Annotated in this window: 20 protein-coding genes; 15 read left to right on the top strand and 5 right to left on the bottom strand. The window is 74.1% G+C overall.

From position 1 onward, the window contains the following. The first annotated feature begins 193 nt into the window (after nucleotides 1-193). The 10 genes from ACSU53_RS11680 (at nucleotide 194) to ACSU53_RS11635 (ending at nucleotide 14,590) form a co-directional block, all read left to right on the top strand. Nucleotides 194-1,342: a DUF2690 domain-containing protein gene (locus ACSU53_RS11680; RefSeq protein WP_437027080.1), complete on the top strand. Its 1,149-nt coding sequence runs from the start codon at nucleotides 194-196 to the stop codon at nucleotides 1,340-1,342. Nucleotides 1,343-2,029: 687 nt separating this feature from the next. After that, a complete protein-coding gene (locus ACSU53_RS11675; RefSeq protein ID WP_437027078.1) occupies nucleotides 2,030-3,019 on the top strand; it encodes a malate dehydrogenase in 990 nt (329 codons plus the stop codon). Nucleotides 3,020-3,312: 293 nt separating this feature from the next. Next, nucleotides 3,313-5,088 carry a hypothetical protein gene (locus ACSU53_RS11670; RefSeq protein ID WP_437027076.1) on the top strand — a complete coding sequence of 592 codons (1,776 nt, stop codon included), beginning with the start codon at nucleotides 3,313-3,315 and terminating at the stop codon, nucleotides 5,086-5,088. Then, nucleotides 5,078-5,431, top strand: coding sequence for a hypothetical protein (locus ACSU53_RS11665; RefSeq protein WP_437027074.1), 354 nt, complete (start codon nucleotides 5,078-5,080; stop codon nucleotides 5,429-5,431). Before ACSU53_RS11670 ends, ACSU53_RS11665 begins: the two co-directional genes overlap by 11 nt. A 30-nt stretch (nucleotides 5,432-5,461) precedes the next feature. Then, on the top strand, nucleotides 5,462-6,652 hold the full coding sequence (locus tag ACSU53_RS11660) for a hypothetical protein (protein ID WP_437027072.1): 1,191 nt from the start codon (nucleotides 5,462-5,464) through the stop codon (nucleotides 6,650-6,652). Nucleotides 6,653-6,902: 250 nt separating this feature from the next. Continuing rightward, nucleotides 6,903-8,423, top strand: a complete 1,521-nt coding sequence (locus ACSU53_RS11655; RefSeq protein ID WP_437027070.1) for an aldehyde dehydrogenase family protein — start codon at nucleotides 6,903-6,905, stop codon at nucleotides 8,421-8,423. Between the two features lie 336 nt (nucleotides 8,424-8,759). After that, nucleotides 8,760-10,292: a GMC family oxidoreductase gene (locus tag ACSU53_RS11650; protein ID WP_437027068.1), complete on the top strand. Its 1,533-nt coding sequence runs from the start codon at nucleotides 8,760-8,762 to the stop codon at nucleotides 10,290-10,292. Continuing rightward, nucleotides 10,289-11,401, top strand: coding sequence for a quaternary amine ABC transporter ATP-binding protein (locus ACSU53_RS11645; protein WP_437027066.1), 1,113 nt, complete (start codon nucleotides 10,289-10,291; stop codon nucleotides 11,399-11,401). Before ACSU53_RS11650 ends, ACSU53_RS11645 begins: the two co-directional genes overlap by 4 nt. 49 nt (nucleotides 11,402-11,450) lie before the next feature. Next, nucleotides 11,451-13,469, top strand: coding sequence for an ABC transporter permease (locus ACSU53_RS11640; RefSeq protein ID WP_437027065.1), 2,019 nt, complete (start codon nucleotides 11,451-11,453; stop codon nucleotides 13,467-13,469). A gap of 116 nt (nucleotides 13,470-13,585) precedes the next feature. Next, nucleotides 13,586-14,590, top strand: coding sequence for an ABC transporter substrate-binding protein (locus ACSU53_RS11635; RefSeq protein ID WP_437033140.1), 1,005 nt, complete (start codon nucleotides 13,586-13,588; stop codon nucleotides 14,588-14,590). A gap of 135 nt (nucleotides 14,591-14,725) precedes the next feature. On the opposite strand, the gene ACSU53_RS11630 is transcribed toward ACSU53_RS11635, so the two are convergent. Next, nucleotides 14,726-15,253 (bottom strand): carboxymuconolactone decarboxylase family protein, encoded by a 528-nt coding sequence (locus ACSU53_RS11630; protein ID WP_437027063.1) that lies wholly within the window; start codon nucleotides 15,251-15,253, stop codon nucleotides 14,726-14,728. 47 nt (nucleotides 15,254-15,300) lie between these two features. Between ACSU53_RS11630 and ACSU53_RS11625 the strand changes: the two genes are divergently transcribed. Further along, nucleotides 15,301-16,680, top strand: coding sequence for a PLP-dependent aminotransferase family protein (locus ACSU53_RS11625; protein WP_437027061.1), 1,380 nt, complete (start codon nucleotides 15,301-15,303; stop codon nucleotides 16,678-16,680). Nucleotides 16,681-16,720: 40 nt separating this feature from the next. Here the strand turns inward: ACSU53_RS11625 and ACSU53_RS11620 are convergent, their stop codons facing one another. After that, a complete protein-coding gene (locus tag ACSU53_RS11620) occupies nucleotides 16,721-17,587 on the bottom strand; it encodes a hypothetical protein (protein ID WP_437033138.1) in 867 nt (288 codons plus the stop codon). 145 nt (nucleotides 17,588-17,732) lie between these two features. On the opposite strand from ACSU53_RS11620, the gene ACSU53_RS11615 reads away from it, so the two are divergent. From ACSU53_RS11615 to ACSU53_RS11605, 3 genes are all read left to right on the top strand, one after another. Then, nucleotides 17,733-18,089 (top strand): hypothetical protein, encoded by a 357-nt coding sequence (locus tag ACSU53_RS11615; RefSeq protein ID WP_437027059.1) that lies wholly within the window; start codon nucleotides 17,733-17,735, stop codon nucleotides 18,087-18,089. Nucleotides 18,090-18,115: 26 nt separating this feature from the next. Further along, the gene (locus tag ACSU53_RS11610; protein WP_437027057.1) at nucleotides 18,116-19,339 is read left to right on the top strand and encodes a glutathionylspermidine synthase family protein; all 1,224 of its coding nucleotides are present in this window, start codon (nucleotides 18,116-18,118) and stop codon (nucleotides 19,337-19,339) included. A 317-nt stretch (nucleotides 19,340-19,656) separates the two neighbouring features. Next, on the top strand, nucleotides 19,657-21,105 hold the full coding sequence (locus ACSU53_RS11605) for a glycine hydroxymethyltransferase (RefSeq protein WP_437027055.1): 1,449 nt from the start codon (nucleotides 19,657-19,659) through the stop codon (nucleotides 21,103-21,105). Nucleotides 21,106-21,185: 80 nt separating this feature from the next. Here ACSU53_RS11605 and ACSU53_RS11600 read toward each other — a convergent pair whose 3' ends face one another. The 3 genes from ACSU53_RS11600 to ACSU53_RS11590 all read right to left on the bottom strand — a co-directional run bounded on the left by ACSU53_RS11600 (nucleotide 21,186) and on the right by ACSU53_RS11590 (nucleotide 23,778). Next, complete coding sequence (locus tag ACSU53_RS11600) at nucleotides 21,186-21,953, bottom strand: hypothetical protein (RefSeq protein WP_437027054.1); 768 nt, start codon at nucleotides 21,951-21,953, stop codon at nucleotides 21,186-21,188. A 272-nt stretch (nucleotides 21,954-22,225) separates the two neighbouring features. After that, entirely contained in the window at nucleotides 22,226-23,119 is an 894-nt protein-coding gene (locus ACSU53_RS11595) for a hypothetical protein (RefSeq protein ID WP_437027052.1), read from the bottom strand. Continuing rightward, the gene (locus ACSU53_RS11590) at nucleotides 23,116-23,778 is read right to left on the bottom strand and encodes an RNA polymerase sigma factor (RefSeq protein ID WP_437027051.1); all 663 of its coding nucleotides are present in this window, start codon (nucleotides 23,776-23,778) and stop codon (nucleotides 23,116-23,118) included. Before ACSU53_RS11590 ends, ACSU53_RS11595 begins: the two co-directional genes overlap by 4 nt. 89 nt (nucleotides 23,779-23,867) lie before the next feature. Here ACSU53_RS11590 and trpS point away from each other — a divergent pair, with 89 nt between their 5' ends. Beyond that, a complete protein-coding gene (gene trpS / locus ACSU53_RS11585) occupies nucleotides 23,868-24,881 on the top strand; it encodes a tryptophan--tRNA ligase (protein ID WP_437027049.1) in 1,014 nt (337 codons plus the stop codon). The last annotated feature ends 118 nt before the right edge of the window (nucleotides 24,882-24,999 follow it).

Here is a 24,999-nt window from a genome sequence, read left to right as displayed (position 1 = left end):
GTGGGAGACTGGACGCAAGCAAGTAGGCGTGCGAGGGTGCACGCCCGCGCCCTGACGCTCCCGTGCGCCCCCACCCCGGGAACTGAGATCCTCACTGGCGGCATCCCTGTGGGTAGCCAGAACCGGACTCGGCCAAAGGGCACCATGCGCGAGGGAAATACCAGCACGTACCGGGGGGAAGAGGGGGGAAGCAATGCCTCGTTGGAAGGCCTTGCCTGAGGAACTCGATCCGCAGATCAGGGAGTTCACCAGCCAGCTCAGGCGGGTGGTGGACCGCAGCGGCCTGAGCGTCGCGTCGGTCTCCGACCGGACGGGCTACAGCAAGACGTCCTGGGAGCGGTATCTCAACGGCCGGCTGCTCGCGCCCAAAGGCGCGATCGTGGCCCTGGCCGAGGTCACCGGCACCAACCCGATGCACCTCACGACCATGTGGGAGCTGGCCGAGCGCGCCTGGAGCCGCTCGGAGATGCGCCACGACATGACCATGGAGGCCATCCGGATCTCCCAGGCGCGCGCGGCGCTCAGCGAACTCGCCGGCCCCCAGGGAGGCGGCAGAGCGCGCAAGGGCGGCGCCGCGGTCCGGCCGGGGGTCGCGGGTCCGGCCGGTGTCTCGCCGTCGGTTCCCCCGCAGCCGTCCGCCACGGACGTCCGGGACGCCGTCGGCGGGCGCGAGGGTGCCTCCGACACCAACTCCTGGGGCGTCACGGGTCACGGCGGGCCGTCGCAGCACGCCCGTCCCGGCCACGGCGCCACGCCGCCCGCGGGGCGCGGTCGCACTCCCGGTTCCTCCGGCGCGCACGGCGCACCGCCCGCGGGACGCGCACGCTCCGGCGGACCGGCCGGCCCGGGTGGCAAGCGGCGCACCTCGACGTTCGTCGCGGGCGCCATCGGCGCCCTGGTGGTGATCGCCGCCGGGCTCTACGTCACCAGCATCGAGGACGCCAAGAACAAGGACACCGTCGCCACCTCCCCGTCGCCCACCGCGTCGGCGGACGCGAATCTGCCTCCCGGCGTCAAGTGCAGCGGTGACAGCTGCACGGGCAAGGACGCGGAGAACATGGGGTGCAGCGGCGACCTCGTGACCACGGCCAAGACGGCCACCGTCGGCACGGCCACCGTCGAGGTCCGGTACAGCGAGACCTGCGCCGCCGCCTGGGGGCGGATCACCCAGGCCGCCCAGGGTGACGCCGTCGAGATCAGCGCGGGCAAGGCCAAGCAGACGAACGACATCACCGAGGCCGGCGACACCGTCACGTACACCGCGATGGTGGCCGTGAAGAACGCGGAACAGGCGAACGCCTGCGCGGTGCTGGCCTCCGGCGAGGAGGGCTGCACCGAGTGACGGGGCCGGGGCGCCGGCCGGTCCGCCGGTGACGCGCCCCGCGTCCGGCCCCGGCAGGGCCGCGCCGCGGTGCCCCGCGGCGTCCGCCGGGCGCATGGGGGTCTCGAACGGGCTTCGTGGGGGATGTGTGGCGACGGGTATGGGCCGCCTCCCGCGGGGCAGGCGAACCGTACCCCCACGGGAGCCGGCAGCGGTCCCCGACGGCGGCCGCCCCGGTCCCCCTCTCCCGGACGGGCGGCCGCCTCTTCGCGTCCCGGGTCGACTCCCGGGCCGGAGTCCTCGGGTTGGAGTCCTCGGGCCGGAGTCTTCGGGCCGGACCCCCGCATCCGCACTTCGTACCGGACCCCCCGGACGAGATCCCCGCACCGCACCCCCGCACCTCGCACCGGACCCCCCGGACGGGATCCCGGACCGTATCCGTGCGCACGCCGGGCCCGTCGCTCACGCTGCGTGGACGACGTCGTCGCTCTGTGGGGTGGGCCACAGAGAGCCCGGCCGTGCGGGCGGATGGATGCGCGATAGCCTGACCGCTGGATCTCTCTTGACGCCAAGAGATCGATCATCCGTCGGCGATCCTTCCGTACCGGTGGTCGATCGTCGCGGCGGGCACCGGTCACGAGCCGGAAGCGGGATCCCGCACCCCGGGGCAGGGACCGCCCCACCGCCAGCTGTCATACGGAGAACGCCATGACCCGCACTCCCGTGAACGTCACCGTCACCGGCGCGGCCGGCCAGATCGGTTACGCCCTGCTCTTCCGCATCGCCTCCGGCCAGCTGCTCGGCGCGGACGTGCCGGTCAGGCTGCGCCTGCTGGAGATCACCCCGGCGCTCAAGGCCGCCGAGGGCACGGCCATGGAGCTGGACGACTGCGCGTTCCCGCTCCTGCAGGGCATCGACATCACGGACGACCCGAACGTGGCCTTCGACGGCGCCAACGTCGCGCTCCTCGTGGGTGCCCGTCCGCGCACCAAGGGCATGGAGCGCGGTGACCTCCTGGAGGCCAACGGCGGCATCTTCAAGCCCCAGGGCCAGGCCATCAACGCGCACGCCGCGGACGACATCCGTGTCCTGGTCGTCGGCAACCCGGCCAACACCAACGCCCTCATCGCCCAGGCCGCCGCGCCGGACGTGCCCGCCGAGCGGTTCACCGCGATGACCCGCCTGGACCACAACCGCGCCCTGACCCAGCTGTCGAAGAAGACCGGTGTCCCGGTCTCCGAGATCAAGAAGCTGACGATCTGGGGCAACCACTCCGCGACGCAGTACCCGGACATCTTCCACGCCACCGTCGCCGGCAAGAACGCCGCCGAGGTCGTGAACGACGAGAAGTGGCTGGCCGAGGACTTCATCCCGACCGTCGCCAAGCGCGGTGCGGCGATCATCGAGGCCCGCGGTGCCTCGTCGGCCGCGTCCGCCGCCAACGCCGCCGTCGACCACATCCACACCTGGGTCAACGGCACCGCCGAGGGCGACTGGGCCTCCATGGGCATCCCGTCGGACGGCTCCTACGGCGTCCCGGAGGGCCTCATCTCCTCCTTCCCGGTGACCGTCAAGGACGGCACGTACGAGATCGTCCAGGGCCTGGAGATCAACGACTTCTCCCGGGCGCGCATCGACGCCTCCGTCAAGGAGCTTCAGGAGGAGCGCGAGGCGGTCCGCGGCCTCGGCCTCATCTGATCCGACGCGACGCCGGGCCCCGGGCCCGGAACGACGCGTGCCCGCGTGCCCGCGGGTCCAGGGCCCCGTACCGGTTCCGGCCGGTGCGGGGCCCTGCCGCTCCCGCGGCCGTTCCCCCGGCGGACGGGGCAGGTCCGCGCGGAGGAGGGCCGGGAACACCTTTGGCCATAGGTTGACGCATGTCACACGATGGCGATCTTGACAATCTGGTTTCTGCTGTTCCACCCCACCCCTTATGCTGATGCACCTTCACCCCGGGCCGCCCCGCGGTCCCTTGCTCCCGAAGGATCGGCATGAGCACCGCCCCCGTGCCGCGACGGCCGCCGCCCCCGCGCCGCCCCGCACCCCCGGACCCGCAGCCCGTTCCGCCGCACACCAGTGAGGCCACCCGGCTGATGTGCGCCGGCACCTACCAGGACGCCGCGTACCGGAACCGCGTCATCGACGAGCTCTACGTCCAGGAGCACCGCATCGCCGCGCCCGCCCTGGGACACGACGCGGCCCGGGTCCTCGCGCACGCCCTGCGGGCCCGGCGGGAACACCTGAAGTGGTCCGCCGCCGTGCTGGCGCTCTGGGTGGTGGGACTGCCGCTCAGCGGCTGGCTGCTGGCCGGACCGCTGCTCGCCGGCCTGGTGCTCGCCCTCGCCCCCGGGCGCAAGGCCGGCCGCCCGGCCCCCGCCTACCGGCCGCTCGTCCTGGCCGCGGGGTGGCTCCTGGTCGCCGCCGCCCTGGCCGTGCTGCTGGGCGTCGCGTTCGGGGCCGGCTCCTCGTCCGGGCCGGGGTCCTCGTACGACTCCGGGTCCTCCTACGGCACGTCCTCCCCGTACGGCGACAGCTCGTCGTCCTACGGGAGTGCGGGCGGGACGCTGGACCCGCTCGACGGGCTGCCGGCGGGGCTCGGGGGCGGCGGGGCCGAGCCGTGGCAGGCCTGGATCGGGCTCGGGACGCTGGCCCTCGTCGCCCTGTGCACGGCAGCGCGACGGGAGCGGTACACCCGTGTGTTCGTCGAGGAACTGTCCGAGGGCGGCTTCACGGAACTCGCCGACGACCCCGCCGAGCGGGCCGACGGCGAGCGGTTCCGGCGCGTGATGGAGCGCATCCGCCGGGAGCAGCGCGCGCCGCTGGTCCTGTACGACGAGGCCGGTCCGTTCCGCGGAGCGGGGGCGCGGCGCGACACCTGGGTGCTGGCGGTCGAACTGCGGCCGGTCCCCGGCACCCCGCAGCAGCCGCTCAGCAACCGGGTGATCCTGGACAAGGTCCGCCCGATGCTGGAACAGCTGCGGGTGCCCGCCGAGCACGCCGATCCGGAGGCCGTCCGCGACCGGCTGCGCCGGCTGGAGATCGACGAGTGCGTGTTCCTGCCCGTCGACGGGCTGGCCCGGCGCGAGGAAGCGCCCTCCTCCCCGCAGGACTTCGAGCAGCACCGCGCGCGGGCCGTCGAGGAGGGCGGCGAGCGGCGGCGGCACTTCCTGCGCATCCGCGTCGGCGGCTGGGAGGAGGAACTGGTCGTCACCGTCTTCGTGCGGGTCCACACCCAGGGCGGGATGCTCATGCTGGAGGTCGCCCCGCACGTGCTGCCCCCCGTGCGGGCCGCCTACCGGGACGTGGAACGGGACGCGCTCCGGATGCGCGGTGCCCCCGCGTTCGCCCGGGCCGCCGCCGCACTCGGCCAGGTGCCCGCCTCGGCGGGCCCCGCGCTGGTCGCCCTGTGCCGGGGCGCCGTCGAGCAGTGGCGGCTGCTGACGGACGGTCACGCCGACCTGCCCCCGGAGGGACCCGCGGTGTCCGTGCGGGAACTGGCGGCGGCGGCCCCGGGGTCCACCTTCCAGATGATGGACGTGGACCGGTACCTGCGCAGCATCCAGGACCGCATCGGACGCGGAGTGCGCCGCGCCCTGGCCGACGCGGGCTACGAGACCGGCGAGTTCGTACAGAAGATCGTCAACGTCAGCAACGGTGCCGTGCACATCGGCCGGGTCGAGGGGTCCACCTTCGCCATCGGTGAGCACGCGCGTGCCGGCCACCGCGGCCCGGGGCCGCAGAGAGGACCCAGCGAAGATGACACATGAGGAGCCGGGCGTCCGGATCGGGGACGTCACGGGCAGCACCTTCGCCGTCGGCAGCCACGCCCGGGCGGAGAGCCACCACCACGCCCCGGACCGCGCGGACGGCAGCGCCGAAGAACTTCTCCGGGCCGTCCGCGAACTGCGGGCGGATCTGGCCCGGGTCAGGCAGAGTGAGCAGACCGCACAGCTGGACGAGGCGCTGGCGGACACCGAGGACGAGATCGGCCGGACCGGTGCGGTGGGCGAGACCCGCCGCCGCAGGGTGCGGGAGCTCCTGACGGACGCCCAGGCCCTGACGGCGGTGCTGGCCTCGGCCGCCACCGTTGCGGGGCTGCTCGGCATGTGACGCGGGCGGCGAGCGAGACGAGGGGATGCCATGACCGGGGGACCGCGGTACTGGAACGAGGACTCCCAGCGCTGGGAGGAGGCGGACGAGGACGGTGCCGCCGACCCCGGCACCGGAGCACGGGGAGAGCCGGCGGCGGACGAGGGCGGCGCCCCGGCGGTCGTGTGGCCCACGCCCACGGTGGTCTCCGCCGGGGACCCGGGCACCGGCCCCGCCGCGCCGGGCGGCGGGGGAGCGGGTCCCGGTGATCCGGGAGCACCCGTGGCGGACGGCACCGGCGCCACCGCGGCCGGAACGCCGGCCGGGTCCGCCGCTCCCGCCGCTCCCGATGTCTCGCCGTCCGCGCCGACCCTCACCGGCCTGCAGTGGCCCGGCCCCGTACCGCCCCCGCCGTCCGGGGGCGTCACCCCGCCGCCGTGGACCCCGGCCGACCCGTACCCGGCCCCCGCCCACCCCGCGGGCACCCCGCTGCCCGCGCCCGGAGCGGGCACCGGCCGGCGCCGCCTCTGGCTGGTGGTGGGCGGCGCCGCCGCGGTCGGAGTGACCCTGGGGCTCGTGGCCACCCTGGCCGCGCGGTCGGGGGACGGCACCGACGACCGCGCGGGCGGGCCCACGGTCTCGGCGAGCCCGTCGCCGACGGACGCGACCTCGGCGCCCGGCGCGCAGGGCGTCCCGCCGTCCGCCCCGGCCGACGGTACGACCGCCTCGGCGCCGTCCCCCCTCGCCGACGAACCGCCCGCCGGGTACGAGCTGTTCACGGACCCCGAGGGCTTCACCATCGTCCGCCCCGAGGGCTGGACCCGCGAGGACGTGGACTCCAAGTACGGCATCGACGTGGTCAACTACTACAGCGCCGACCGCACGCGCCGGATCCAGGTGTTCGAGGTGTCCGAGGCGTCGCCCGCCGAGTCACACGCGCTGTTCCTCTCGGACGCGGTGCAGAAGGCCCCCGGGTTCACCGAACTCTCCCTGACGGACGGCGGCTCGGGCGGCGACTCCGTGTCCCGGCTGGAGTACCTCGTCGACTCCCTCACCGGGCAGCCCGACGTCGGACCGTGGCACGTGGTGGACGAGCGGTTCACGGCCGCCGACGGCAAGGTCTACGCCGTCGCCGCCTACGGGCCCGACGCGGAGGACCGCGAGACCCGGCGGCAGGTGCTGCGGACGGCACTCGGCGGATTCTGCCCGCCGGACACCACCTGCGGGAGCGGCACCGGCTGACACCGGTACGGCATCCCGTACCGCGCCCCGTACCGGTCCGGGAACCGCCCCGAACCGGCCCCGGGCCGTGACCGTGTGCTCACGGCCCGGGCGTTTCCTCCCCCGGAGTCCAACTCATCCGTGACTCGGCGCACTTCTGTCCGGGAATCGCGCATGCTTTCGGCCTTCCGGGGCAGGTGCACCCGGTCCCATGCGCGGGCAGCTGTGTGGCGCGTGGGCGGGCAACAGGAACGGAAGGCAGTCACCGATCATGGCGGACAAGACGGAACGCGAGGCGCGCGGCACGATCCACGCGGGGGGCGAGTGGCGGGCGGCGGTGTCCGGCGCCACGCGCGAGATCATCGACCCAGCCGACGCGCAGCCCTTCGCCGTGGTCGCCGAGGGCGACGAGAAGGACGTGGACCTGGCGGTGGCCGCCGCGCGGCGCGCGTTCGACGAGGGCCCCTGGCCCGCCACCCCGGTCGCCGAACGGGCCGGACTGCTGCGCCGGGTCGCCGACCTGCTCACCCGCGACCGCGAGCGGCTGGGCCTGCTGGAGAGCCGGGACGCGGGGAAGACCGCGGAGGAGGGCCGGGTCGACATCGACTGCGTCGCCGACGCCTTCCGCTACTTCGCCGACCTCGTCGCGGGCGAGGCCCCCGGCCGGGTGGTGGACGCGGGCTCGCCCGACGTCCACAGCGTGGTCGTGCACGAGCCGGTCGGCGTCTGCGCGATGATCACTCCGTGGAACTACCCGCTGCTGCAGGCCAGTTGGAAGATCGCCCCGGCGCTTGCCGCGGGCAACACCTTTGTCGTCAAGCCCAGTGAGATCACCCCGCTGAGCACCGTCGCGCTCATCGACCTGCTGATCGAGGCCGGGCTGCCGGACGGGGTCGCCAACATCGTCACCGGCCCCGGGCACACCGTGGGCGCCCGGCTGGCCGAGCACCCCGACGTGGACCTGGTGTCCTTCACCGGCGGGCTGGCCAGCGGCACCAAGGTCGCCCGGGCCGCGGCGCCGACCGTGAAGAAGGTCGCCCTCGAACTCGGCGGCAAGAACCCCAACGTGGTCTTCGCCGACGCCTGCGCCACCGAGGAGGACTTCGACACCGCCGTGGACCAGGCCCTCAACGCGGCCTTCATCCACAGCGGCCAGGTCTGCTCGGCCGGCGCGCGGCTCATCGTCGAGGAGTCGGTCCGCGACCGCTTCGTCGCCGAACTCGCCCGCCGCGCCCAGAAGATCAGGCTCGGCCGGGGCACCGCGGACGGCGTCGAGTGCGGTCCGCTGGTGTCCGCGCAGCAGCGCGACAAAGTCGAGGCGTACGTGGCCTCCGCGCTGGAGGAGGGCGCGGTGCTGCGCTCCGGCGGCAAGCGGCCCGAGCCGTCCGAGGAGCGCCCCGCGGAGGGCTACTTCTACGAGCCGACCGTCCTCGACCACTGCCACCGTGAGATGCGCGTGGTGCGCGAGGAGGTCTTCGGACCGGTCGTCACCGTGGAGACCTTCCGTACCGAGGACGAGGCGGTCGCCCTCGCCAACGACACCGAGTACGGCCTGGCCGGGGCAGTGTGGACCACCGACGCGGGCCGTGCCCGGCGGGTGGCCGGCCGGCTGCGGCACGGCACGGTGTGGATCAACGACTTCCACCCCTACCTGCCGCAGGCGGAGTGGGGCGGCTTCGGCCGGAGCGGAGTCGGCCGCGAACTGGGCCCGGCCGGACTGGCCGAGTACCGCGAGACCAAGCACGTCTACCAGAACCTCGCGCCGAAGCCGGTGCGCTGGTTCGCGGGCTGAGCCACAGGCCACCCGCCGGTGGACCGGGCCCCTCCGCCCAGTGCGACGCACCACCCGCGCGACACCCCGCGGCGCACCGCCCCGCGGGGTCCCGCCCCCGCCGCGGCGAGCCGCGACGCCGCCGCCTGCCGCCCGGTCACCGGACGCCCCGCGGGCCGTGATCCGGCCTCAGGGCGGCGGCGGACCGCCCCCTCCCCGGCCGCCGTGCGCCGCCGCGCCCGCATCCCGCCGGGCGCAGCCGGCCCTGTCCGGCCCCTCCGTCATCCTTCGACGCCCGGCGTCGACACCGTCGTCATTCCATCCACCCGTCCCCAGTCCCGGAGGAGTACCACTCCCATGCCAGAACACACCCACGCGTACGACTACGTCGTCATCGGCGGCGGCACGGCGGGCTCCGTCATCGCCTCACGGCTGACCGAGAACCCGGACGTGAGCGTCGCCGTCATCGAGGGCGGCCCCAGCGACGTCGGCCGCGACGACGTGCTGACGCTGCGCCGCTGGATGGGCCTGCTCGGCGGCGAGCTGGACTACGACTACCCCACCACCGAACAGCCGCGCGGCAACTCGCACATCCGGCACAGCCGCGCCCGGGTGCTCGGCGGCTGCTCCTCGCACAACACGCTCATCGCCTTCAAGCCGCTGCCGTCCGACTGGGACGAGTGGGAGCAGGCCGGCGCCCGCGGCTGGGGCGCGGTGCAGATGGAGGCGTACTACGCCCGGCTGAAGAACAACATCGTGCCGGTCGACGAGAAGGACCGGAACGCCATCGCCCGCGACTTCGTCGACGCCGCGCAGAAGGCCCTCGAAGTGCCCCGGATCGAGAGCTTCAACAAGAGGCCGTTCCAGGAGGGCGTCGGCTTCTTCGACCTCGCCTACCACCCGGAGAACAACAAGCGGTCCTCCGCGTCGGTGGCCTACCTGCACCCGGTGATGGACGAGCGGCCCAACCTGACGATCCTGCTGGAGACCTGGGCGTACAAGCTGGAACTCGACGGGACCCGCGCCACCGGCGTCCACGTGCGCACCAAGGACGGCGAGGAGATCCTCGTCACCGCCCGCAACGAGGTGGTGCTGTGCGCCGGCGCCGTCGACTCGCCGCGCCTGCTGCTGCACTCGGGCATCGGGCCGCGCGCCGACCTGGAGGCGCTCGGCATACCCGTGGCGCACGACCTGCCCGGAGTCGGCGAGAACCTCCTCGACCACCCCGAGTCCGTGATCGTCTGGGAGACGGACGGGCCCATCCCGGACAACTCGGCGATGGACTCCGACGCCGGTCTGTTCGTGCGCCGCGACCCGGACCACGCGGGCCCGGACCTGATGTTCCACTTCTACCAGATCCCGTTCACCGACAACCCGGAGCGACTGGGCTACCAGCGGCCGGAGTTCGGCGTGTCGATGACCCCGAACATCCCCAAGCCGAAGTCCCGCGGGCGCCTCTACCTCACCAGCGCCGACCCCGAGGTCAAGCCGGCCCTCGACTTCCGGTACTTCACCGACGAGGACGACTACGACGGCCGCACCCTCGTCGACGGCATCCGCATCGCCCGCGAGATCGCGAAGACCGAACCGCTGGCCCACTGGCTCAAGCGCGAGGTGGCCCCCGGCCCGGACGTCACCGGCGACGAGGAGCTGAGCGAGTACGCCCGCAAGGTCGCCCACACCGTCTACCACCCGGCGGGCACCTGCAGGATGGGAGCCGCCGACGACGAACAGGCCGTCGTCGACCCCGAGCTGCGCATTCGCGGCCTGGAGGGCATCCGCATCGCGGACGCCTCCGTCTTCCCGACCATGACCGCCGTGAACCCGATGATCGCGGTGCTGATGGTCGGCGAGCGGGCCGTCGAACTGATCGGCGGCGATGCCCGATGAGTACCGCCACCTCCGCCGCGCCCGCCACACCGCCCGCGGCCGGACCGGACGGCACCGCGCCCGTCTTCTCCGTCCAGGGGCTGTGGAAGGTCTTCGGTCCCAAGGCGGACCGGATCCCCGGGGACCCCGGACTCGCCGCCCTCGAACCCGCCGAACTGCGCGCCCGCACCGGCTGCACCGCCGCCGTGCGCGATGTGAGCTTCGACGTCCGCAAGGGCGAGGTCTTCGTCGTCATGGGCCTGTCCGGCTCCGGCAAGTCCACCCTGGTGCGCTGCCTGACCCGGCTCATCGAGCCGACCGCTGGCGCCCTCGCCATCGACGGCGAGGACGTCCTGGCCATGGACAAGGCCCGCCTGCGCGAACTGCGCCGGCACCGCGCCGCCATGGTGTTCCAGCACTTCGGCCTGCTGCCGCACCGCACCGTCCTCGACAACGTCGCCTACGGCCTGGAGATCCAGGGCATCGGCAAGGCGGAACGCCGCGAGCGGGCCGCCGAGGTCGTCGCGAAGGTCGGCCTGGAGGGCATGGAGCAGCGCCGGCCCTCCCAGCTGTCCGGCGGCCAGCAGCAGCGGGTCGGCCTGGCCCGCGCCCTCGCCGTCGACCCCGAGGTGCTCCTCTTCGACGAGCCGTTCAGCGCCCTCGACCCGCTGATCCGCAGGGACATGCAGGAGGAGGTGACCCGGCTGCACCGCGAGGAGGGCCGCACGATGGTCTTCATCACCCACGACCTCCAGGAGGCCCTCCGGCTCGGCGACCGGATCGCCCTGATGCGCGACGGCCGCGTGGTGCAGCTCGGCACCCCCGAGGAGATCGTCGGCTCGCCGGCCGACGACTACGTCCGCGACTTCGTCCGGGACGTCCCCCGCGAACAGGTCATGACCGTCCGCAGCGCCATGAAGCCCGGCGACTGCGGCGGCTCCGACCACCCGGGCGCCCTCGCGCCCGACACCGTCGTCTCCGGGGCCATCGAGACGGTCGCCCGCACCGGCCGGGCCGCCTGCGTGGTCGAGGACGGCCGCTGCCTCGGGCAGGTCGACCACACCGGCCTCCTGCGGGTCGTCGCCGGCCTGGACCGGGGCCCGAACCTGGCGAAGGAGGCCGTCCGATGAGCACCTGCGTCAGAGCCACGGCCGCCGCGGCGGCGCGGGGGTGCGGCGGATGAGTGCCGTGACCACGCCGGCGCCGCCCTCACCGCCCGTGGAACCGGCCGAGGAGCAGGCAACGCCGACGCTGCGCTCCCGGACGGTCCACCCGCTGGTGCGCCGCCTGATCCCGCTCGCCGTCGCCGCGGCCGTGCTCGTGCCGGTCGCGGCGGCCCTGTGGGGCAGCGGGACCTGGCCCGCCGCCCTGACCGTCGACGTCAAGACCCCGCTGGACGACGCCTACTCGTGGGTCGTGCACAACCGCGACACCAACCCCGTCTTCCTCTACTTCCTGCTCCACCTGAGCAACTGGGCCGACGACTCCGTCGGCTGGATGACGGACCTGCTGGTGAGCGTCGGCTGGTTCCCGGTGACGCTGAGCGCCGTCCTGCTGTCCTGGCGCATCGGCGGCCTGCAGAGCCGGCGCGGCTGGAAGCTGGCCGGCGTCACCCTGGGCTGCTTCGCGCTGTGCGGCGTGCTGGGCATGTGGGAAGCCACCATGGAGACCCTCGCCCTGATGGCGATCGCGGTCCTCGTGTCCGCGGTCATCGGCGCCCTGCTCGGCCTGGGCGGCGGGCTGTCGGACCGCTTCCAGAAGATCCTGCGTCCGGTGCTGGACACCATGCAGATCATGCCGGCGTTCGCCTACCTGCTGCCGCTGGTGCTGCTGTTCGGCATCGGCGTGCCCTCCGCGCTGATCGCCACCATCATCTACGCCGCGCCGCCCATGGCCCGGCTCACCGCGCTCGGCCTGCGGGGCGCCGACCCGGGCGTGATGGAGGCCGCCAGGTCCCTGGGCGCGAGCCCCTGGCAGCGGCTGCTGACGGCCCGTCTGCCGCTGGCCCGCAAGGAGACCCTGCTCGGCCTCAACCAGACGATCATGATGGCGCTGTCCATGGTCACCATCGCCTCCGTGGTCGGCGCCGGCGGCCTGGGCGAGGAGGTCTTCCAGGCCCTGTCCACCGTGGACGTCGGCAAGGCGCTCGCCGCGGGCATCCCGATCGTGCTGCTGGCCGTCTGGCTGGACCGCACCACGGCCGCCGCCGGGGACCGCCTCGGCGAGGGGCCCGGCCCGTCCCCCGTCCCGCTGCTGCACGGCTGGCAGGGCTGGGGCCTGACGGCGGGCGTGGGCGTCCTGGTCTCCTGGGCGGGCTCCGTGCTGCTCATCGAGGAGTGGCCACAGCTGTGGGTCGTGAACATCTCCGCGCCGGTCAACCGGGCCATGGACTGGTTCACCGGCCACCTCGCCGAGGGCGTGCCCGTCCTGGGCGGCACCCGCACCTGGGCCGACGGCTTCACCTCGTGGGTGCTCGACCCGATCCGGTCCGGGCTGACCGCCACCCCGTGGTGGGTGCTGGTCCTGGCCGCCGCGGCGCTCGGCCTCCTCGCGGGCGGCTGGGGCGCCATGGCGACGGCCGCCACGGCCATGGCCGGAGCCGGTGTCATCGACGTGTGGAACAAGTCCCTCGACACCCTGTCGCAGGCCGTCGCGGGCGTCGTCGTCACCCTGGTGCTCGGCTTCCTCATCGGTGTGCTGGCGGCCCGGGTGCCGGTCGTGGAACGCGTGCTGCGGCCCGTGCTCGACACGATGCAGACGCTGCCGCAGTTCATCTACCTGATCCCGGTGGTGGCGCTGTTCAACGTGGGCCGGTCCGCGGCCGTCGCCGCGGCGGTGCTGTACGCGCTGCCCGCCGTCATCCGGATCACCGTGCAGGGACTGCGCCAGGTGGACCCCGCGGCGCTGGAGGCGTCCCGCTCCCTGGGGGCCGGCACCTTCCAGCAGATCCGCCAGGTCCAGGTGCCGCTGGCCCGCCCGGCCCTGATGCTCGCCCTCAACCAGGGTGTCGTCCTCGTCCTCGCCATGGTCATCGTCGGCGGCTTCGTCGGCTCCGGTGCCCTCGGCTACGACGTCGTCTACGGCCTCCAGAAGAGCGACCTGGGCACCGGCCTCACCGCCGGCGTCGCGATCGTGCTGCTCGGTCTGGTGCTGGACCGCACCACCCAGCGCACCCGCTCGGACACCGGCACCCCCTGAACCCCCCACCCGGCGCCCGGTCCGGCGCGGACCGCGGGCTCACCGCCCCGCGCCCGCGCCGGGCCGCGGCACCGTCCGTCCCCCTCTTGAGAGAAACGAGAGAACGCACCATGCGCATGAAGAACGAGAACTCCGGCGGCCGGAAGAACGCCACGGCCGGCGGCGGGAGAACGCGCCTCGTCCGCGCGGCGGGCGCCGCCGCCGTCGTCCTCGGCCTGACCGGGGTGAGCGCCTGCGGCGCCGCCGACACCGGCTCCTCGTCGTCGAAGGGCTCCTCCGGCAAGGTCACCATCGCCGTGCCGTCGTGGGTCGGCGCGGAGGCCAACGGCGCCGTCGCCAAGTACATCCTCGAGAACGAGCTGGACACCAAGGCCGAGCTCAAGCAGCTCGACGAGTCGGTCGCCTTCGACGCCCTCCACAGCGGCAAGGTCGACGCCATCATGGAGGACTGGGGCGGCGCGCCGAAGAAGGTGCAGCTGTACGTCGAGGAGAACAAGTCCGTCGTCGAGGGCGGCGACCTCGGAGTCGTCGGCCACATCGGCTGGTTCGTGCCGAAGTACCTGGCCGACAAGCACCCGGACATCACGGACTGGAAGAACCTCAACAAGTACAAGGACCTGTTCAAGACCGCGGAGAGCGGCAACAAGGGCCAGCTCCTCGAGGGCTCGCCGTCGTACACCACCAACGACGACGCGATCATCAAGAACCTCGACCTGGACTACAAGACGGTCTACGCCGGTTCCGAGGCCGCCCAGATCACCCAGATCAAGGAGAACTACAAGGCCAAGAAGCCCTTCATCAGCTACTGGTGGACCCCGCAGTGGCTGAACGCCCAGATCGACATGGTCGAGGTGAAGCTGCCCGAGCACAAGGAGGGCTGCGACGCCGACCCCGAGAAGGTGGCCTGCGCCTACCCGGAGACCCCGCTGCAGAAGTACTTCAACGCGGACTTCGCCGAGGAGGGCGGTGACGCCGCGAAGTTCCTGAAGAACTTCTCGTGGACCGCCGAGGAGCAGAACGAGGTCGCCGCGATGATCGCGGGCGAGAAGATGAGCTCGGAGGCGGCGGCCGAGAAGTGGGTCAAGGCCAACAAGGACGTCTGGGAGAAGTGGCTGCCCTGACCGGACGCCCGCCCGGCCGTCACCGGCACCCGGCGGGTCCCGGCAGCGCCCCCTCGGCACGCTGCCACGGCTCCGCGCACGGCCCCCGCGACCTCGGCGTCGCGGGGGCCGTGCGCGCTCACCCCGCCGGCGGCGTCAGTGCCGCTGCCCCGGCCGGTAGTGACCCGGCGTCGGACGGCACGTCACCCCGAACCGGTTCCACGCGTTGATCACCGTGATCGCGGCGACGAGCTGCGCCAGTTCCGCCTCCTCGAAGCGGGCCGCGGCCCGCCCGTACACCTCGTCCGGCACGAACCCGTCGGTCAGCACGGTCACCGCCTCCGTCAGCTCGATCGCCGCGAGCTCCTTCTCCGTGTAGAAGTGCGGCGACTCCTCCCAGGCCGCGAGCTGCACGATCCGCTCCACGCTCTCGCCCGCCGCCAGCGCGTCCTTGGAGTGCATGTCCAGGCAGAAGGCGCAGCGGTTGAGCTGCGAGGCGCGGATCTTCACCAGCTCCAGCAGCTTCGGGTCGAGCCCCTTCCGGGACGCCGCGTCGAGCCGCACCATCGCCTTGTACACGTCCGGGACCAGGGCGGCCCAGTCCAGGCGGGGATCGGGTTCCGGCGCGTGCGCCGGGGCCGCGGAGTCGTGGCGGGCGGCGTCCTGCTTCGCTGTGGTCGTCATGCCGGCGAGCCTACGAGCCGGGCGGCCCAGGAGTATGGTCCATTCCCATGGCGGAATCCTGGGCCACTTACGGCGTCGACCTGCATCTCGAACGCAGCGGCCCCGGACTGCGCCGCGGCCTGACCGACGCCCTGCGCGACGCCATCCGCACCGGCCGCCTCGCCCCCGGCACCCGGCTGCCCTCCTCCCGCGCGCTCGCCGCCGACCTGGGTGTCGCCCGCAACACCGTCGCCGACGCCTACGCCGACCTGGTGGCGGAGGGCCGCCTCACCGCGCGGCAGGGCTCCGGAACCCACGTCGCCGACCGCGCCGTGCCCCCGCCGCCCGCCCGGCAGCCCCCGGCGCGCCCGCCCGGCCGGCTCCCGCACGACCTCGTCCCCGGCACCCCGGACCTCGCCTCCTTCCCCCGCTCCGCCTGGCTGCGGGCCACCCGCCGTGCCCTGGCCGCCGCCCCCAACGACGCCTTCGGCTACGGCGACCCGCGCGGCCGGCCGGAACTGCGCGAAGCCCTGGCGGACTACCTCGCACGGGCCCGCGGCGTGCGCGCCGACCCCGGCAACGTCGTCGTCTGCGCCGGGTTCGCCGACGGCCTGCGCCTGCTCGCCGGGGTCCTGCGGGCCCGCGGCGTGCGCACCCTGGCCGTGGAGTCCTACGGGCTGGACGCCCACTGGGACCTCGTGGAACGGGCCGGCCCGCGCACCGTGCCGCTGCCCTTCGACGAGGACGGCCCCCTCGTCGCCCCGGGCGACGCGGGCGCCGTCCTGCTCAACCCGTCCCACCAGTTCCCGCTCGGCGGCGCCCTGCCGCCGGCCCGCCGGGCCGAGGTGATCGACTGGGCGCGGCGGACCGGCGGCCTGGTCCTGGAGGACGACTACGACGGCGAGTTCCGCTACGACCGCCAGCCCGTCGGCGCGCTCCAGGACCTCGACCCGGGCCACGTGGTGTACCTCGGCACGGCCAGCAAGTCCCTCGCCCCCGGCCTCCGCCTGGGCTGGATGGTCCTGCCGCCGTCCCTCCTGCCGGACGTCACCGCCCACGGCGGGGCCGGTTCCGTCGGCGTCGTCGACCAGCTGGTGCTCGCCGACTTCCTGACCTCCGGCGCCTACGACCGCCACGTCCGCGCCGCCCGCCTGCGCTACCGCCGGCGCCGTGACGCCCTGGTCGAGGCCCTCGCCGCCCGCGCCCCGGACGTCAGGGTCACCGGCATCGCCGCCGGGCTGCACGCCGTCCTGCGCCTGCCGCCCGGCACCGAGCCGGCGGTGGTGCGCGCCGCGACCTGGCAGGGCCTGAGGGTCCTCGGGCTCGGCCGCTTCCGCCACCCCGCCGCCACGGACCACCCGGTGGACGGCCTCGTCGTCGGCTACGCCACGCCGCCCGACCACGCCTGGGCGGGCGCCCTGGAGGCGCTGTGCAGGGCACTGCCCTGACCGGCACGCCCGTTCCGGCAGCCCCGGCCGTGCCGCGCCCTCACGCCGTGCCGCCCGAGGAGGCCCCGGCCTCCTCCTCGGGGGCCTCGCCGAAGCGGCTCAGGGCCAGCGCGCCCACCACCGCCACCGCGAAGCCGAGCACCGCCAGCCAGCCCCACCCCGGCCGGGTGCGGTCACCCAGCCAGACCACCCCGGCCAGGGCCGGGCCGACCGTCTCCCCGAGGACCAGGCCGGCCGTGGCGGCGGTCACCGAGCCGCGCTGCAGCGCCGACGTCAGCAGCAGGAACGCGGCGCCGCCGCCCAGCACCAGGGCGTACGAGGCCGGGTCGGTGAACAGAGAGAACAGCGAGGACAGCGAGGACAGCGAGACGTCGTCGACGAGCCGGACCGACACCTCCACGACCCCGAACCCGAACCCGGCCCCGAGGCCGAGGACGCCCGCCCGGGCACGTTCCGGCAGCCGGCCGCCCGCCGCGCCGAGCAGCAGCACCGCGGCCGCGGTGCCGAGCATCGCCCAGCCCAGCCACCCCGGCCCCGCCAGGTCGCCCTCCGCACCGGAGGCCAGCCCGAGCATCGCCAGCCCGGCGCACACCACCGCCACCGCCGTCCACTCGGCCCGGCTCAGCCGCACCCCGAGCAGCACCGCCGCCACCACGGCGGTCACCGCCAGGCTGGCCGCGAGAGCGGCGCCCACCGCGTAGATGGGCACCGCCCGCAGGGCGAGGATCTGCAACAGGAAGCCCAGCCCGTCCAGCACGAGCCCGGCGATGTAGCGCCACTGCCGCACCGCCCGCAGCAGCAGCATCACGTCCCCGCCGGGGTCGGTGCGGGCCGCCGCACGGGCGGCGATCGCCTGGAGCACCGTCGCCGTGCCGTAGCAGACCGCCGCACCGAGGGCGCACACCATGCCAAAGATCACCAAAAGACAGTAGAGCCCACCCTGCGCGGAGCCCTGCGGCACACGCCGCCCCGCGGGTCTCTAGGCTGTTCGCCGCGAGCCGGGGAGCATGGGCCCGGCCGCGTACACACGCATACAAGGGGGAGTGGCCGACATGGCGGAAACGCGACGGCGACTGAGGTCCAGCACGGTGGTGCTCGGCGGGATGGGCGTCCTGGCGGCGGCCCTGTCCGCATGCGGGTCGGATCCCGACCGGCGCTGCGTGGACCGCAACAGCTACGACTACCTCAAGGGGTACAAGGTCGTGGCCGACAAGAACTGCACGTCGTCCTCGGCGGGGTCCGGGACGGCCGGCAAGAACCGCAGGGGTACAAGCGGCGCCGGCAACGCCGGCTGGTACTACGACGCCGACGTCAGCCGCGGCTACGCCGACAACGGCACCTTCAGCCGCAGCGCCGCCGTCGACCGGGGCGGCTTCGGCTGCTCCGGCTCCGGCAGCGGTGGCGGCTGAGCGGCCCGCGGACGGAGGACCGGACCGTGGAACGCCGCACCATCACGCCCCGCCCCGACTGGCAGCGCACCGTCGAGGAGCAGGGGCTCATCTACCCGCTCACGCTGCCCGCCGAGCACGAGGCCGCCCGGGAGGCCGGGCGGCCCGTGCCCGACGACGCCTGGGTGCCCTACTGGGACGAGAGCGCGCACTACGTCTTCACCCTGGACGAGGTGGAGGCGATGGAGGAGGTCGTCGAGGACCTGCACCGCATGTGCCTGGAGGCCGCGGAGCACATCGTCGCCGAGGACCGCTTCGCCGACCTGGGCATCACCGACCCGCGCGTGGTCCGCGCGGTCACCGAGGCATGGCAGCGGCGCGCCGAACTGCCCTCCCTCTACGGCCGGTTCGACCTGCGCTACGACGGCACGGGACCGGCCAAGCTGCTGGAGTACAACGCCGACACGCCCACCTCGCTGGTGGAGGCCGCGTCCCCGCAGTGGTTCTGGATGGAGGAACGGTTCCCCGGCGCCGACCAGTGGAACTCCCTCCACGAACGCCTCGTCGACGCCTGGAAGCGGCAGTCCGCGCTGCTGCCGCCCGGCTCGCCCCTGTACTTCGCCCACTCCTCGGCCGACGAGATCGGCGAGGACCTCATGACCGTCGCCTATCTGAAGGAGACGGCCGAGCAGGCCGGGCTGGAGACCGACTGGATCTCGATGGAGGAGATCGGCTGGGACCGGCTCTCCGGCAGATTCGTGGACAACGGACTGGGGTTCATCCGCAGCATCTTCAAGCTGTATCCGTGGGAGTGGCTCACCACCGACCGGTTCGCCGACCACGTCCTGGAGACGCTGGACAACGGCGGCGGCACCGGCAGCACCCTGTGGATCGAACCGGCCTGGAAGATGCTGCTGAGCAACAAGGCCCTGCTGGCGATCCTCTGGGAACTGCACCCCGGCCACCCCAACCTCCTGCCCTCCTACCTCGACGGCCCCCGCGACCTCGCCCGCACCACCGGCTACGTCGCCAAGCCGCTGCTGGGACGCGAGGGCGCCGGGGTGACCGTCCACCCGGCGGGCGCCGCTCCCGTGGTCCGCGACGAACCCTGCTGCTACCAGGAACTCGCCCCCCTGCCCGACTTCGACGGCAACCACGTCGTCCTCGGCGCGTGGGTCGTCGAGGACGAGGCCGCCGGACTCGGCATCCGCGAGTCGTCGGGCCTGATCACCGACGAGTACGCCCGCTTCCTGCCGCACGTGATCCTCTGAGCGGGCACCCGCCCCCGGCGGGCCGCCCTGCCGTGCCGTGCCGTGTACCGCGGTGCGGCACGGCACGGCGGGACCGCGCCCCCGGGGCCCGGCGCCCCCGCCGGGCCCCGTGCGGCCGTCGTGGTGGCTCCCGCATCGTGGACGGCCGGCCACGGCACCGCGTGCCGCCCGGTACGCTGACCTCGGGTCGTGACTGGCGTGCTGGGATGGAACAACCATCGGGAAGCGGCCCCCGGGCCCGTGGACCGCCGGGACCCGGCACCGTGCCGTGCGCCTGGGCCGCACCGTGAACGCCGATGCCACGTCCGGAGGTCCCCATGTCCGCCGAACCCCTCTCCACCGCTTCCACCGCCTTCCGTTCCGCCCTCGACGTGATCCGCGCCGTCGAGCCGCGCGTGGCCGACGCGATCGGCCAGGAGGTCGCCGACCAGCGCGAGATGCTCAAGCTGATCGCCTCCGAGAACTACGCCTCCCCGGCCACCCTCCTGGCGATGGGCAACTGGTTCAGCGACAAGTACGCCGAGGGCACCGTCGGCCGCCGCTTCTACGCCGGCTGCCGCAACGTCGACACCGTCGAGTCGCTGGCCGCCGAACACGCCAGGGAACTCTTCGGCGCCCGCCACGCCTACGTCCAGCCGCACTCCGGCATCGACGCCAACCTCGTCGCCTTCTGGGCGGTGCTCGCCGACCGCGTCGAGGCGCCCTTCCTGCAGAAGACCGGCGTCCGCCAGATCAACGACCTCTCCGAGGCCGACTGGGCCGAGCTGCGCCGGGCGTTCGGCAACCAGCGCATGCTCGGCATGTCCCTGGACGCCGGCGGCCACCTCACCCATGGCTTCCGGCCCAACATCTCCGGCAAGATGTTCGACCAGCGGTCCTACGGCACCGACCCCGCCACCGGCCTGCTCGACTACGAGGGCGTGCGCGCCACCGCCCGCGAGTTCAAGCCGCTCATCATCGTGGCCGGTTACTCCGCCTACCCCCGGCTGGTGAACTTCCGGAAGATGCGCGAGATCGCCGACGAGGTCGGCGCCACGCTCATGGTCGACATGGCGCACTTCGCCGGTCTCGTCGCCGGCAAGGTCCTCACCGGCGACTTCGATCCGGTCCCGCACGCGCAGATCGTCACCACCACGACCCACAAGTCGCTGCGCGGCCCGCGCGGCGGCATGGTCCTGTGCGACGACTCGCTCAAGGACCAGGTCGACCGCGGCTGCCCGATGGTCCTCGGCGGCCCGCTCCCGCACGTCATGGCCGCCAAGGCGGTCGCCCTGGCCGAGGCACGCCGCCCCGAGTTCCAGGACTACGCCCAGCGCATCGTCGACAACTCCCGCGCCCTCGCCGAGGGCCTGACCCGCCGCGGCGCCACCCTGGTCACCGGCGGCACCGACAACCACCTGAACCTGATCGACGTCGCCACCTCCTACGGTCTCACCGGCCGCCAGGCCGAGGCCGCCCTGCTCGACTCGGGCATCGTCACCAACCGCAACGCCATCCCGGCCGATCCCAACGGCGCCTGGTACACCTCCGGCATCCGCATCGGCACCCCGGCACTCACCACCCGCGGCCTGGGCACCGACGAGATGGACGAGGTCGCCGGTCTCATCGACCGCGTCCTCACGGCCACCGAGGCCGGCACCACCAGCAAGGGCGCGCCCTCCAAGGCGCAGCACGTCCTGGACCCGAAGGTCGCCGACGAGATCTCCCAGCGCGCCACCGACCTCGTCGCGGGCTTCCCGCTCTACCCGGAGATCGACCTCGGCTGAGGCCGCGCGGGCGGGCACCGCGCCCGCCCCGCCCGGCATCGGGCGGCGGCCCGTACCCCCGTGGCGGGCCGCCCCCGGACTCACAGGTCGAGCAGCTGCTGCCGCGGCCCCGGCCCACCTCCCCGGCCGCCCGGCCGCCGCCGTGGGAACGGCAGCCGCGTCACGTACGGGCGCAGCAGCAGGGCGAGCACGGCCCCCGTCGCCGCTCCCGGTATCGCCCACCACCAGCCGGTGCCACCGGCCGCGGCCCGCGGCGTGGCCTGTGCGGTGGTGGCGGAGCCGTCGGGCTCCGTCCCGGAGGCGCCGTCGTCCGGGCCCGAGCGGCCGGCCTCTGCCTCCGCCTCCCAGGGCACCGGATAGATCGCGGGGTTGGTGCCCGCCTCGGACGCCGGCCCCATCAGCCCCAGCTCCGTCAGCAGCGCCCGCAGCGGGCCCGGGCGGGCGGCACGCCGCCAGACACCGGTGGTCGGCTCCTGCGTGAACCTCTGCTCCGTGTGGATCCACACGACGTCGCCGTCCACCGCGGGGAAGACCCGGTCGACCCGCCACGGCGACACGTCGTGCACCATCCAGGTGACGTTGATCAGCAGCGCCGTGACACCTGCCTCCTGGGGCATGTCCCTCACGCCCCGCTCCGGCGGGCCCAGCAGCTTCTCCAGCTCGGCGTACTCCTTGTCGGTGTGGGTCAGCGCCGCGGACGCCCCGCTCGGCGGCGAGACGAGCAGCACGCTCGTCGGCCCGCCGGCGGCCGCGGGCGACGCACCCCACACCAGCAGCACCGCACACACCGTCAACACCCCGAGCCCCGACGTCAGTCGTCGGAACCCGCCCTTCCACCACCTGCGCATCCGGACCCCCACTCGGCCGGCCGATCCCCGTGCGGCCCGCCCACGGGCCGCCTGTCACTTCTGGTACACCGCCCGAGCCGCCGGGGTTCCCACCGAGCCGCGACGAGATGTCGCGAGCCGTGAGCCGGCCGTGAGCGGGCCGTGGGTGACCCGTGAGCAGGCGAGCCCCGGCCGCGGGCGCCGAGCCGTGAGCCGGGGGCCCCATGCCGCATGCCGCGAACCGCGTGCCGCGAACGGCGTGCCGTGCGCCCCTGGCACCGTCGCCGACGCGCTCAGTCGTCCGCCGACCCGCCCTCCGTGCCGCCCGGCTCCAGCGACCGCGCGATCTCCCGGGCCCGCTCCTTCGACGCGACCCCCTCCAGGCGCAGCGTCACCCCGTCCGGCGCCGCGCCCGCCCCCTCGGCACTCCCGCCGCCGACGGTCCACAGCAGCGTCGGCCCGGCCGTGCGCTGCTCCCCGGTGAAGCGGTGGCCGTCCGCGTCCACCAGCCGGAGCGTCAGCCGGTGCGGCCGGGCGAACCAGAGCAGCGGGCCGGACTCCCCGGCACCGCCCCCGCCCGGGGCCAGCCACTCCGGCTGCTCGGCGACCAGCTTCACGAACGTCGGATCCAGGCGGCCCGGGAACTGGTCCAGCCGGATCGTGCGGCCCTCCTCGCGCCAGCACAGGCTCACCAGGGACCGGCCGCGCGGCAGCCCGGTCAGCGTGACCGCCTCCGGCGTCCCGAGCGCCCCGGGCACCCGGGGGTGGAACCCGGCCCGCCGCTCGGCCCGCCCCAGCGTGACCGACGGCCCGCAGCCCGGCACCCGCGCACCCGGCGAGGGCACCGCGGAGGGGTCGTGGCGGACCTCGACGCCGCCGAAGGTGAACCAGTCGGACACCGTCGCCCGCACCGGGGGCGTCAGGACGAGCACCGTGAGCAGCCCGCACAGGGCGGCGACCAGCGACCGCCACCGCAGCCCGGCCCACCGCCGCACCGCCCGCAGCCGGGTCCGGGCGCCCCCGGCCGGCGCCACCGGCACCGGCGCGCCCTCGGCCAGTATCCGTTCCAGCACGCGCTCGGCCATGGACTCGGGGGACGCGGACCCGCCCGGGCCGTCCAGGGACCGGCCGAACGCGCGCAGTTCCTCCCGCAGCCGGGCGGCCTCGTCGGGAGCGGGCCCGCTCATGCCCGCTCACCCCCTTGCTGGGACTGCCGGGACTGCCGCGGCAGATGGGGTCCCGGGTGCCGCCCGGTGTCCGGTGACCTCCGGGGCCGGAAGTCCGGCAGCAGGCGCTCCAGCTTGCGCAGGGCGCGGTTCAGCCGCGACTTGACCGTGCCCCGGGGCCAGCCCAGGGCCTGGGCGGTCTCCTGCTCGTCCATCTCCAGCAGATAGCGGTACGTCACGACCAGCCGGTGTTCCTCGCTCAGTTTCCCCAGGGCGGCGGCCAGCACCGCGCGGCGCTCCGTCTCCAGCGTCGCCACCGCGGGATCCGCCGAGTCCGGTATCACGAGGTCCACCTCCGTCAGGGCCGCCTCCCGGTCGGCCAGCCGGTGGCGGCGCGCCGCGGCGCGCACGGTGTTCCTCGTCTCGTTCGCCACGATCGACAGCAGCCACGGCCGGAACGGCATGCCGTCCCGGAAGCCGCCCAGCGAGCAGTACGCCTTCACGAACGCCTGCTGCACCACGTCCTCCGCGTCCGCCCCGGCCCCGAGCGCGGCGGCCGCCCTGAGCGCGATGCCCGTATGCGCACGCACCAGCTCCGCGTACGCCTCCGGCTCTCCGGCGCGCACCCGGGCGATCACCGTGGCCTCGTCGACCGTGCGGCCCCCCTCCCGCGTCCTCACACTCTTGTTACACCGCCCGGTCGGAATCGGTTCCCACCTGTTTCCGGTCGGTTCCGGAGCGCCCCGCGGGACCTGAGAGAATGGGCCCCATGGCGACTGACCGACCCCGTGTTTTCTCCGGAATCCAGCCCACGGCGGGCTCCTTCCACCTCGGCAACTACCTCGGCGCCGTGCGCCAGTGGGTGGCCCTGCAGGAGACCCACGACGCGTTCTACTCGGTCGTCGACCTGCACGCGATCACGATCCCGCAGGACCCGAAGGAACTGCAGGCGAACACCCGGCTCGCCGCAGCCCAGCTGCTGGCCGCGGGACTCGACCCGGACCGCTGCACGCTCTTCGTCCAGAGCCATGTGGCCGAGCACGCCCAGCTGGCCTGGGTGATGAACTGCCTCACCGGCTTCGGCGAGGCGTCCCGCATGACCCAGTTCAAGGACAAGGCCGCCCGGCAGGGCACCGACCGCGCCTCCGTCGGCCTGTTCACCTACCCGGTGCTCCAGGTCGCCGACATCCTGCTGTACCACGCCGACGAGGTGCCGGTCGGCGAGGACCAGCGCCAGCACATCGAGCTGACCCGCGACCTCGCCGAGCGCTTCAACGGCCGGTTCGGACCCACCTTCACCCTCCCCAAGGCGCACATCCTCAAGGAGACGGCGAAGATCTACGACCTGCAGGACCCGACGGTCAAGATGAGCAAGTCGGCGTCCACGCCGAAGGGCCTCATCAACCTGCTCGACGAGCCGAAGGCCACCGCGAAGAAGGTCCGCAGCGCGGTCACCGACACCGACACCGTGATCCGTTACGACGCCGAGAACAAGCCCGGCGTGAGCAACCTCCTCACCATCTACTCCGTGCTCACCGGAACGGCCGTCGCCGAGTTGGAGGAGCAGTACGCCGGGAAGGGCTACGGCGCGCTGAAGACGGACCTGGCGGAGGTCATGGTCGACTTCGTGACCCCGTTCAAGGAGCGCACCCAGCAGTACCTGGACGACCCCGAGACGCTCGACTCGATCCTGGCCAAGGGCGCGGAGAAGGCCCGTGCCGTCGCCGCGGAGACCCTCGCCCTGGCGTACGAGCGGGTGGGGTTCGTCTCCGCCAAGCACTGAGCAGGACCACGGCCGGGCCGCCGGTGGGGGCGGAACCGGCGCACTGAACGGGCCCCGGGGGCGGATCCGTACCACCGCACAGCGCTGCACATCACTCCGGCTGCGCCTGCCCGCGGCC

Source organism: Streptomyces sp. enrichment culture, from assembly GCF_964273255.1.
In the GTDB taxonomy this organism is placed as follows: domain Bacteria; phylum Actinomycetota; class Actinomycetes; order Streptomycetales; family Streptomycetaceae; genus Streptomyces.
The sequence above is the reverse complement of the archived record's forward strand: the minus strand, read 5'-3'. Positions and strand labels throughout refer to the sequence as shown.